Source organism: Chryseobacterium arthrosphaerae, assembly GCF_001684965.1.
Lineage (GTDB): Bacteria > Bacteroidota > Bacteroidia > Flavobacteriales > Weeksellaceae > Chryseobacterium > Chryseobacterium arthrosphaerae.
The window spans coordinates 1,123,100-1,134,470 of the sequence record NZ_MAYG01000001.1; the positions used below are offsets into that span (position 1 = coordinate 1,123,100).

General features: G+C 38.9%; 11 protein-coding genes. All 11 read left to right on the forward strand.

Annotated features, from left to right (window positions below; translation table 11 throughout):
- Positions 1–132 precede the first annotated feature (132 nt).
- The 11 genes from BBI00_RS05005 (at position 133) to hisH (ending at position 11,284) form a co-directional block, all read left to right on the forward strand.
- Entirely contained in the window at positions 133–744 is a 612-nt protein-coding gene (locus tag BBI00_RS05005) for a methyltransferase family protein (protein WP_065397738.1), read from the forward strand.
- Between the two features lie 83 nt (positions 745–827).
- A complete protein-coding gene (locus tag BBI00_RS05010) occupies positions 828–1,640 on the forward strand; it encodes a 2,3,4,5-tetrahydropyridine-2,6-dicarboxylate N-succinyltransferase (protein WP_065397739.1) in 813 nt (270 codons plus the stop codon).
- A gap of 30 nt (positions 1,641–1,670) precedes the next feature.
- Positions 1,671–2,840, forward strand: a complete 1,170-nt coding sequence (locus tag BBI00_RS05015; protein ID WP_065397740.1) for a glycosyltransferase family 87 protein — start codon at positions 1,671–1,673, stop codon at positions 2,838–2,840.
- Positions 2,841–2,845: 5 nt separating this feature from the next.
- Positions 2,846–3,775, forward strand: a complete 930-nt coding sequence (locus BBI00_RS05020) for a glycosyltransferase family 2 protein (RefSeq protein ID WP_065397741.1) — start codon at positions 2,846–2,848, stop codon at positions 3,773–3,775.
- 1 nt (position 3,776) lies between these two features.
- Positions 3,777–4,553 (forward strand): polysaccharide deacetylase family protein, encoded by a 777-nt coding sequence (locus BBI00_RS05025; protein WP_065397742.1) that lies wholly within the window; start codon positions 3,777–3,779, stop codon positions 4,551–4,553.
- Positions 4,550–5,647 carry a glycosyltransferase family 4 protein gene (locus BBI00_RS05030; protein WP_065397743.1) on the forward strand — a complete coding sequence of 366 codons (1,098 nt, stop codon included), beginning with the start codon at positions 4,550–4,552 and terminating at the stop codon, positions 5,645–5,647. The genes BBI00_RS05025 and BBI00_RS05030 overlap by 4 nt, the downstream gene beginning before the upstream one ends.
- Positions 5,648–5,894: 247 nt before the next feature.
- Positions 5,895–6,752 (forward strand): ATP phosphoribosyltransferase, encoded by an 858-nt coding sequence (hisG, locus tag BBI00_RS05035; protein WP_065397744.1) that lies wholly within the window; start codon positions 5,895–5,897, stop codon positions 6,750–6,752.
- Between the two features lie 154 nt (positions 6,753–6,906).
- A complete protein-coding gene (gene hisD / locus BBI00_RS05040) occupies positions 6,907–8,187 on the forward strand; it encodes a histidinol dehydrogenase (protein ID WP_065399621.1) in 1,281 nt (426 codons plus the stop codon).
- A gap of 253 nt (positions 8,188–8,440) precedes the next feature.
- The gene (gene hisC / locus BBI00_RS05045; RefSeq protein ID WP_083988526.1) at positions 8,441–9,475 is read left to right on the forward strand and encodes a histidinol-phosphate transaminase; all 1,035 of its coding nucleotides are present in this window, start codon (positions 8,441–8,443) and stop codon (positions 9,473–9,475) included.
- On the forward strand, positions 9,472–10,566 hold the full coding sequence (hisB, locus tag BBI00_RS05050) for a bifunctional histidinol-phosphatase/imidazoleglycerol-phosphate dehydratase HisB (RefSeq protein ID WP_065397745.1): 1,095 nt from the start codon (positions 9,472–9,474) through the stop codon (positions 10,564–10,566). The genes hisC and hisB overlap by 4 nt, the downstream gene beginning before the upstream one ends.
- 139 nt (positions 10,567–10,705) lie before the next feature.
- The gene (hisH, locus tag BBI00_RS05055; RefSeq protein ID WP_065397746.1) at positions 10,706–11,284 is read left to right on the forward strand and encodes an imidazole glycerol phosphate synthase subunit HisH; all 579 of its coding nucleotides are present in this window, start codon (positions 10,706–10,708) and stop codon (positions 11,282–11,284) included.
- Positions 11,285–11,371: the final 87 nt, after the last annotated feature.

Below are 11,371 nucleotides of genomic sequence, written 5' to 3' on the forward strand. Positions count from 1 at the left end.
TTAATAATATTGAATTCAAAAAGAAACGGGCTTTAGCAAAACTTATTGAGGAGATTAGGAAACTACCTCGTCAGAAATTGCAATAGGATTGCACTGCAAAACCGCTGAAATTTGCCATAAATAAATTTAACCATGACAGATTTCATCAGATTCTTTATCCCTATTTACTTTATCTTATTCTTTACAGTCTCATTGTTAGGAATCAGTATAGCGGTTGCTAAGAAAATCGGGAAAAATCCAAATGTTTTACCAAAAGACGACTCGGCTTATGCTTTGATCGGGTGGTATTTTAAGCTGGTTCTGGCAGCTCTTTTTATATATACCCTGCTGCTTTTATGGTTTCCCGCAACCATGGATAAAGCTTTTAAAATAACGCTTCTGGAGACTGTATTCATTCAGTATGCGGGCGCGATCCTGATGATTCTTGCATTTATCTGGGTGGTAATAGCACAGTTTCAGATGAAAGACTCGTGGAGGATTGGTATTGATGATCAGGTGAATACAAAGCTCATTACCACCGGGTTGTTCAGGTTTTCGAGAAATCCGGTTTTTCTGGGAATGAGCGTAAGCCTGTCAGGTTTTTTCTTAGCTTTTCCTACTGCCATTGCTTTCTTTTTTGCTGTTATTGGATCTGTTTTGATGCAGATTCAGATCCGGCTTGAAGAAGAGCATCTGCTGAAACAGCACGGAGAGGTCTATCAGGCTTATAAAATGAAGGTGAACCGTATGCTACGCCTTTATTAAAAGCATAACGTTAAAAATCATTTTGCTGAACTTTTTTGTATCTTTGGCCAGTATAATTTTTCAAACTAATTTAAATAAGAAACATGTCGTTACAACAAACTATTGAAAATATCTGGGACAACAGAGATTTATTGCAGAATGAAGACAGCCAGAAGGCTATCAGAGAAGTGATTTCTTTGGTTGATAAAGGGGAACTTCGTACAGCAGAGCCTACTGAAAACGGATGGCAGGTAAATGAATGGGTGAAAAAGGCCGTAGTAATGTATTTCCCGATCCAGAAAATGGAAACTATTGAAGTAGGTCCGTTTGAATTTCATGACAAGATGCCTTTAAAGAGAAATTATGCTGAAAAAGGAGTAAGAGTTGTACCTCATGCGGTGGCGAGAGAAGGGGCTTATATTGCTCCAGGAGTGATCATGATGCCTTCTTATGTAAATATCGGTGCATACGTAGATTCAGGAACAATGGTAGATACATGGGCTACAGTAGGAAGCTGTGCACAGATCGGTAAAAACGTTCACCTGAGTGGTGGTGTAGGTATCGGTGGAGTATTGGAGCCGTTACAGGCAGCACCGGTTATCATTGAAGATGACTGTTTCATCGGTTCAAGATGTATCGTTGTGGAAGGAGTACATGTAGAAAAAGAAGCTGTATTGGGAGCTAATGTTGTTTTAACTGCATCCACAAAAATTATTGATGTGACAGGAGATCAGCCTGTGGAAATCAAAGGAAGAGTTCCTGCACGTTCTGTAGTAATCCCTGGAAGCTATACAAAACAGTATCCGGCCGGAGAATATCAGGTTCCTTGTGCATTGATCATTGGCCAGAGAAAAGAGTCTACAGACAAGAAAACATCTCTGAATGATGCATTGAGAGATAATAATGTAGCTGTTTAAGATTAATATTCTAAGCTAATACCACCAATCTTGAAAGAAAAATTTCTTAAAATATTGCTAAACCCTAAATATATATTTGGGGTTTATCTTATTATATCGGTTGTTACAGCAATTTCCAAATATCTGAGAGGAGATTATGCGATCAATAACTATCTGATTTTTAAAAACGTATTCTTTAATACCATCCATCAGAAAAATTTATTCATCCATTATCCCGATCTTTATTTTGATTTAAACCATTACGGCGTATTTTTCAGTGCACTGATTGCCCCGTTTGCCATGATGCCTGACTGGCTGGGAATTTCACTCTGGAATATCGCCAATACTTTTATCTTCATCTACGGAGTCTATAAACTGCCGTTTTCGGATGCAAAAAAAGCTGTTTTCGGGCTGCTTTGTCTTCAGGAATACATTACGGCAGCTTTAAGTCTACAGTTCAATGTGGCGCTGACGGGTCTTCTGCTGTTATCTGCAGTATACATTTATGAAAGAAAAGAAGTAAAATCGGTTACGGCAATTTTAATAGGAGTATTCGTGAAGATCTACGGAATTGTAGGGCTTACCCAGTTTTTCTTTATTAAAAACAAAACTAAATTTATTTTTTCAGGAATTGGAATTGCCATTTTGTTTTTCGTGCTTCCAATGGCCTATTCAAGCCCGAAATTTGTCATCCAGTGTTACACAGACTGGTTTCAGTCTATTGTAGAAAAGAATAGTGAAAATCAGGTGCTTGGAAATATGCAGGACATTTCCCTGATGGGATTTGTAAGAAGGATCCTTGGGGATGCATCCATTTCCAACCTTGTATTTCTGGCATTCGGATTACCGTTGTTTGCTTTACCCTATGTAAGGATTAAGCAGTATAAACATTACGCTTTCCAACTGATGATTCTGGCTTCAACACTACTGTTTCTGGTACTGTTCAGTTCCAGCTCAGAATCTCCTACCTATATTATTGCGGTGGTAGGGGTGCTGATATGGTTTTTCCTTCAGAAAGAAAGAACTCCGCTGATCATCGGACTGCTGGTTTTCGTCATCATTTTTACATGCTTTTCAACGTCAGATTTATTTCCAAAATTTGTAAAAGAAAATTATATTATTAAATATTCATTAAAAGCAGTACCTTGTATTGTAATCTGGTTGAGAGTGGCTTATGAGCTTTTAACAAAAGATTTTGAGAAAAATTACAGCCTGAATTAGTACATATGAAGAAAATTTCAATTGTAATTCCCGCCTATAACGAAGAAGGAAATGTTGCCATGATCCATCAGAAGATCAAAGAGGTTTTTGATGGTCTGAGCAGCTATGACTTTGAAATCATATTTGTAAATGACGGCAGCAGAGACAATACACAACAAAAGCTTGAAGAGCTTTCCCATCGGTATCAGGAAGTTAAATTCATTGAATTTTCCAGGAATTTCGGACATCAGCCTGCTGTAAAGGCCGGAATGGACAATGCTCAGGGAAATGCAGTGATCTCTATGGATGGAGACCTTCAGCATCCACCGGAAATTATCCCTGAAATGATCAGAAAATGGGAAGAAGGATATGATGTGGTTTTTACCTTCAGAACCTATCCCAAGGAAATTTCCTTTTTTAAAAGAAAAACCTCTGACCTGTTTTATAAACTTTTATCAAGCTTATCGGATGTTAACTTAACGAAAGGCGGAGGCTCAGATTTCAGATTACTGGATGCAAAAGCCGTAGAAGTCATGAGAAACTTTAATGAAGACGACCTGTTCCTCAGGGGACTGACGAGCTGGATGGGTTTCAGGCAGATAGGGATAGATTTCACCGCTGCAGAAAGACTTTCAGGAAAAAGCAGCTACAACCTTAAAAAAATGTTTACTTTCGCTTTTACAGGAATTACAGCTTTCAGTGTAAAACCACTGTATCTGGCAGCTTATCTGGGCTTTTTATTCTCTGCTCTTTCTGTAATTGGATACGGGGCGTATGTTATCCATTCATTTATTGCAAAAACCGAGATCTCAGGTTGGGCATCATTGATCATGACCATTGTTTTCTTTGGGGGGCTGCAACTGATCATTATGGGAATCATGGGAATTTATTTGGGCAAAATATTTAAACAGGTGAAAGACAGACCTAATTATATTATTAAAAACAAAAATTTTTAGAATGGTATTATTGAGTTTTGACATTGAAGAATTTGATATGCCGTTAGAATATAAGGGGGAAATCCCCTTTGAAAAGCAGATTTCAATTTCACAGACAGGATTGGAAAGAATTCTCGATATCCTGAAAAAACATAACGCCAAAGCTACCTTTTTCTCTACGGTAGTTTTTGCAGAAAACAGTAAGCATCTTATTGCAAGATTACTGGAGGAGGGCCATGAGCTGGCTTCTCACACATGGTTTCATTCAGAGTTTGAAGAAAGGCATCTGAAGGAATCGAGAGAAAAACTGGAAGAATTATTTTCCACAAAAGTAACCGGATTAAGAATGCCGAGAATGATGCCTGTAGATGAAAAAGAGGTTGAAAAAGCCGGATATTCATACAATTCTTCCATCAACCCTACATTTTTACCGGGAAGATATAATAATTTGAAAGTATCCAGAACCTATTTCAAGGAAGGGAATGTAACACAGGTGCCGGCATCGGTATCTCCTCATTTCAGAATTCCTTTATTCTGGCTGAGCTTTCATAATTTTCCTCTGGCAGTCTATAAAAAACTGGCTTCTGATACGCTGAAAAAAGATCAGTATCTCAATATTTATTTCCATCCGTGGGAATTTGCGGAGATCAAAGACGAAGCCTTTAAACTCCCTGGTTTTACAGTAAAGAACTCAGGAAAAGATATGGTAGAAAGATTTGATTCGTTTGTAGGCTGGCTGAAAGAGAAAGGCCATACATTCGGAACATTTCAGGAATTTCAAAAACAGATACAACGATGAAGATTGCTTTTGATGCCAAACGTTTTTTCCATAACACATCCGGTCTGGGAAACTATTCCAGAGACCTTGTAAGAATACTTTCCCGGTACTTTCCGGAGAATGAATATCTGCTGCTCAATAAGAACAGATCTGAGCGGGGAAAAGATATTCTGGACCGGCCGGATGTAAAATTTATACAGACTTCAAAAGGAAGCCTTTCCCGGCAGTTTAAAATGGGAAAGGATGCCCAGAAGCAGGGCGCTGATATCTTTCATGGCTTATCCGGTGAACTCCCTTTGAAATGGGACAAAAGGCCAATAAAAAAAGTCGTTACCATTCATGATCTGATCTTTGTACGTTACCCGCAGTATTATTCTTTTTTTGACCGGAAGATCCATTTCTGGAAATTTAAAAAAGCGGCAGATACAGCAGATAAGATCATTGCCATTTCAGAACAGACAAAAAGAGATATCATTGAATTTTTAAAAGTCCCTGAAAATAAAATTGAAGTCATTTACCAGGGCTGTCACAAAGCTTTTAAAGAGCAGCAGTCTCCGGAAATGATTCAGGAAACCAGAGAGAAATTCAGCCTTCCCGAAAGATTCATTCTGAATGTTGGAACCATCGAAGAACGTAAAAACCTTTTGAATATTGTAAAAGCCATTAACGGAACCGGAATCCCACTGGTAGTGGTGGGGAGAAAGACAAAATACTATCGGAAAATAGAAAATTTCCTGAAGAAAAACAAGATGCAGCAACAGGTGCTGTTCCTGGAAGGAGTTTCCATGGATGAGCTGGCTGCAATCTATAAACTGGCTGATATATTGGTGTATCCCAGCTTCTTTGAAGGTTTCGGGATACCTGTCATTGAAGCCCTTTTTTCCAATACAGTGGTCGTAACGAGCAATACAAGCTGCCTGCCCGAAGCGGGTGGAAAAGATTCAGTCTATATCAATCCTGATAATGAGCTTGACATCAGGGCTAAGATTAAATTTTTATGGGAAAATGAATCCGAAAGAAAACGCCGTGCTGAAAAGGGTTTTGAGTTTGTTCAGAAGTTTAATGATGAGGCCATCGCCAGAGAATTAATGAATTTTTATCAAAAAATTATCTGAAAAAACTTTGCATTTTAAAAATAAATCCTACATTTGCATCATAATTCAATACAATGAAGCCAATATTTTTAGCATTACATCATTATCATCATCATATCTGTTAGACGGAATTGATTGATATAGGATTGTGCTGAAATCAAAAATAATTAAAAACCGTCTGAGTAAATAGACGGTTTTTTTGTTTCCTGAATTCTCCTCAGAAATTTCATCAGATCAGTTTTATTTACTCAGACTCATACAAGACGAAATGAGTAAATTAAAAATTGCAATTCAGAAAAGCGGCCGGCTTTACGAAGAATCTTTACAGCTTCTCAAAGATTGCGGAATCTTTGTCAACAACGGGAAAGACCAGCTCAAAGTTTCGGTAGACAATTTCCCGATGGAAATCATGTACCTCCGGAATTCCGACATTCCGCAATACCTTGAAGACGGGGTAGTGGATGTTGCCATTGTGGGCGAAAACCTTCTGATCGAAAAACAGAAAGACATCAGAATTGTAGAGAAGCTTGGCTTTTCAAAATGCCGTGTTTCCATCGCTGTTCCCAAAGAAATCGAAACCGATGATCTCACTTACTTCCAGGGTAAAAAAATAGCAACTTCCTACCCGAATACTTTAAAAAATTTCCTGGAAAAAAAGGGAATTACATCAGATATTCACGTCATTTCCGGATCTGTGGAAATTGCACCTAATATCGGCCTTGCAGACGGGATCTGTGATATTGTAAGCTCAGGAAGTACTTTATTCAAAAACGGATTAAGAGAAACCGTTACTTTACTGAAATCCGAGGCTGTTCTTGCTCAGACCCAACAGCTCTCTCCTGAAAAGGAAGCTGTTCTTCAGAAATTTCTGTTCAGAATTCAGGCTGTTTTAAAAGCAAAAAACTCAAAATACATCCTGATGAATGTTCCCAATGAAAAAATACAGAAAGTATCGCAAGTTCTTCCGGTATTGAAAAGTCCTACGGTAATTCCCCTCGCAGAAGAAGGCTGGAGCAGTATTCATTCTGTGATTGATGAAGAGCGTTTCTGGGAAGTCATTGACGAACTGAAAGAGAATGGAGCCCAGGATATTTTAATCATCCCCATAGATAAAATGGTTATTTAGAAAATATAATTAATCATTAAGATACAGTATTCAATTTTACCGGAGATAGAACCTTTGCGCCTTAAAAAATACAATATTCAAATAACCTGCGCCTTTGCGTTTATCAAAAAAATGAGCCAACAGTTTAATGGTTCAAAAATTAAAAAGTAATAGAATGAAAATATACAGATATCCCACAAAAGACACTTGGAAAGACTTAGTAAAGCGCCCTGTTCTTGAGCAGAAGGAAATTTCAGAGCTTATTGCAGAAATATTTGCAGAAGTTAAAAAAAACGGAGATAAAGCTTTGACAGAGTTCAATAAAAAATTTGATAAAGCAGACACTCAAAGCATCTCAGTGACCGAAGAAGAAATTGAAAACGCAGAAAATCTGATTAGTGATGACCTGAAAAAGGCTATCCGGCAGGCTAAAGAAAATATTTCAAAATTTCACGCTTCTCAGAAGCAGGAGATCCAGAAAATTGAAACCACAAAAGGAGTGGTTTGCTGGAGAGAGAACCGGGCTGTAGAAAAGGTAGGGATCTATATTCCGGGAGGTACGGCACCTCTATTCTCCACAGTTCTGATGCTGGCCGTTCCTGCCAATCTTGCTGGCTGTAAAGAAATTGTTCTCTGCACGCCACCGGATCAAAACGGAAATATCAATCCGGCTATTCTCTATACGGCAAAGCTTTGCGGGGTTTCCGGAATATTTAAAACCGGAGGAGCGCAGGCTATCGCAGCAATGACCCTGGGAACAGAAAGTATTCCTGGAGTGTCCAAAATCTTTGGACCGGGTAACCAGTTTGTAGTGGCTGCTAAAGAATATGCCCAGCGTTACGGGGTGGCCATTGATATGCCGGCAGGTCCAAGTGAGGTCCTTGTGATTGCAGATGAGCAGGCTGTCCCTGAATTCTGTGCCGCAGATCTTCTTTCTCAGGCAGAACACGGAAGTGACAGTCAGGTGGTTTTTATCACGACAGATCTTAAAGTTTTTGATGAGACAATAGGTGCTATTGAACGTCAAATAAAAGATTTACCTAGAAGTGAGTTTGCCGGAAATGCTTTGGAAAACAGTTCTTTTATTGTCATGAATTCTATTGAAGAAGCAGTGGAATTCAGCAATCTGTATGCACCGGAACACCTTATCCTTGCCCTGGGTGATTTTGAAAAATATATTCCTGAAGTGCGGAATGCAGGATCGGTTTTCCTCGGGAACTATTCCTGTGAAAGTGCCGGAGACTATGCCAGCGGGACCAATCACACCCTTCCTACCAATGCCTATGCAAAGAATTACAGCGGTGTATCCCTGGACAGTTTTGTAAAGAAAATTACATTCCAGCATCTTTCAGAAGAAGGGCTTCAGAACCTGGGAAAAACAATAGAGGTTATGGCAGAAGCAGAAGGACTGCTTGCCCACAAAAATGCAGTATCAATACGGTTAAAATCTTTATAATTGGAAGCAAAAAGACATAAAGATTAATGAAAAATCTGTTTTAAAATAAGCAATAATTGTATCAGAGAGAAAATAGGATGCCGCTTATTTTTTTATTGCTCGCAATTTAGCAGATCTATTTCAGCGTAAACATCTGCGAAATCTGTGTGATCTGCGAGAGCTTTACTATCTTAATCTTTTTGCCTTGCGATGATCAAAAACACAAACTGACATCTTAAAGAATTTATACCAATCAAGAATGAAAATCAATACAATGAATAATACAACAATCAATATTAAGAGCTTAGTAAGAGAAAATATTTTAAAATTACAGCCTTATATCAGCTTTAGGGATCATAACCAGTTCAATGCGCCTGTATTTCTGGATGCTAATGAAAGTCCTTTTGGGGAGTGTAACCGTTACCCGGATTCTACCCAGAAAAAGCTTAAGAACCGTCTGGCAGAGCTTAAGAATCTTTCACCGTCGCAAATTGCCATCGGAAACGGCAGTGATGAGCTTATTGATCTGATTATTAAAATTTTTTGTGAACCTAAAAAAGATTCGATCTTAATGATGAATCCTTCCTTTGCGATGTACGGTTTCTATGCGGCTATCAATGAAAACAGGGTTGTACAGCTTCAGCTGGATGAAAATTTTGAGATCGTAAAAGATGAGTTTCTGAATAAAGTAAAAGAAGAATCTATAAAGGTTTTCTTTTTATGCTCTCCCAATAATCCCACAGGAAACAGCATCGATGATATTGAATTCTATCTTCAGAACTTTAATGGAATAGTAGTGGTAGATGAGGCTTATATTGAGTTTTCCGGTAGGAAGTCAAGCCTGGAACTGCTGGATCAGTATCCTAATCTGATCGTTCTTCAGACATTTTCAAAAGCGTGGGGAACTGCAGGGGCAAGGGTAGGAATGGCTTATGCATCCGAAGAGATTATCAGGCTCGTCAATACCGTAAAAGCACCTTATAACGTTAATGTATTGAGCCAGGAATTGATCCTGAAAATATTGGATGAGAACCGGCTTAATGAAAATGTAAAGACTATTCTTGCAGAAAGAGCATGGCTGCAGCAAGAGCTGGAAGGAATGGAGTGCATTACCAAGGTATTTCCTACAGATGCCAACTTCTTTTTAATTAAAATGAAGGAAGTGGGAAAAGTGTACGGAAAAATGCTGGAAAACGAAATTCTGACAAGCAGAAGAGATCCTGCGATCCCGGGATGCATCAGGATCAATGTAGGAAGCCGTCAGGAAAATGAAAAATTAATCAATCTGTTGAAAACTATATCTTTATGAAAAAAGTACTCTTTATAGACCGGGACGGCACGCTGATCATTGAACCGCCTATGGATTTTCAGGTGGATTCTCTGGAAAAACTTGAGTTTTACCCCGGAGTGTTTCAGAACCTTTCCAGAATTGCCAATGAGCTTGATTATGAGCTTGTGATGGTAACCAATCAGGATGGTCTGGGAACTGAAAGTTTTCCGTTTGAGGATTTTATTACACCCCATGAAAAGATGCTGGAAGCATTCAGAAATGAAGGAATTATCTTCAATGACATTCTGATCGACAAAAGTTTTGAACATGAAAATCTTCCAACCCGGAAACCGGGAACCGGAATGCTGGGGAAATATATCTACGGGAATTATGATCTGGAAAATTCCTATGTAATTGGTGATAGAGGTAGCGATATACAACTGGCTAAAAATATGGGAACTAAATCTGTCTTTCTCAATAAAAACTTTAATGCAGATGCGAGCTTGGTCACCACTTCATGGGCAGAGATTTATCAGTTCCTGAAATCAGGAATGCGGACAGCCAGAATAAGCAGAAAGACCAATGAAACAGATATCGAAATTGAAGTGAATCTTGATGGTAAAGGAAAGTCTGATATCTCAACAGGACTTCATTTTTTTGATCACATGCTGGATCAGATCGCCAGGCATGGAAATATGGATCTTACCATAAAAGTCAATGGGGATCTTGCAGTAGACGAACACCACACCATAGAAGATACGGGAATTGTTCTGGGTGAAGCTATTGTAAAGGCATTAGGAAAGAAAAAAGGGATTGAAAGATATGGTTTTCTCCTTCCGATGGATGATTGCCTTTCTCAGGTGGCCATTGACTTCGGTGGAAGGCCGTGGCTGGTCTGGGATGCTGAGTTCAGAAGAGAAAAAATCGGGGATATGCCTACTGAAATGTTCTTTCACTTTTTCAAATCCTTTACAGATTCTTCAAAATCAAACCTGAATATCAAAGCGGAAGGTGATAATGAGCATCACAAGATAGAATCCATTTTCAAAGCTTTTGCCAAGGCGGTTAAAATGGCAGTGAACCAGTCGGATGCGAATTACAGTTTACCCTCTACAAAAGGAAGTTTATAAAGAGGTAAAAACTTATATTAAGTTTAAAAATTAAGATAGGAGTACTTACAAAACAGGTGTGAAGCTCTTGAGGGAGGAAATAACTTCCAGCTTCTGGCTTTCCTCTTAATTATGTTAGACACTCAAATTATTAAAAACGATGATTGCAATAATAAAATATAACGGTGGAAATGTAAATTCCGTTCAGAATGCACTGAACAGACTGGAGGCCGATTCCATCATTACAGATGACCCGGAGCTGATCCTGAAGGCTGATAAAGTTATCTTCCCGGGTGTAGGGGAAGCCTCATCCACGATGAAGCTATTGAAAGAGAAAGAACTTGATTTGCTGATTCCGGCTTTGAAACAGCCTGTCCTGGGAATATGCCTCGGCATGCAGCTGATGTGTAAAGGGAATGAAGAAGGAAACACCGAAGGAATGGGGATTTTTGATATCAATGTCAGAAAATTTCCGGCCAGGGATATTGTTCCGCATATGGGATGGAACAGCGTTTCCGGCCAGACTTCTCCATTATTTTCAGGGGTGGAACAGGAGAATGATGTCTATTTTGTTCACAGTTATTATTGTGAGCTTTCAGAGTGTACTACTTCGGTTTGTGATTATATTCTGCCGTTCAGCGCTTCATTGCAGAAGGACAATTTCTATGCAGTACAGTTTCACCCGGAAAAATCGGGAAATGTAGGCAACCGGATTTTAAAGAACTTTATCCTGCTATAATGAAATGTCTCTGCGAGGCACCTCACAACAAATGATGATTACAAGATTTTACTCAGGAAATAATAGCTGTAACCCGCAGCAAACTAA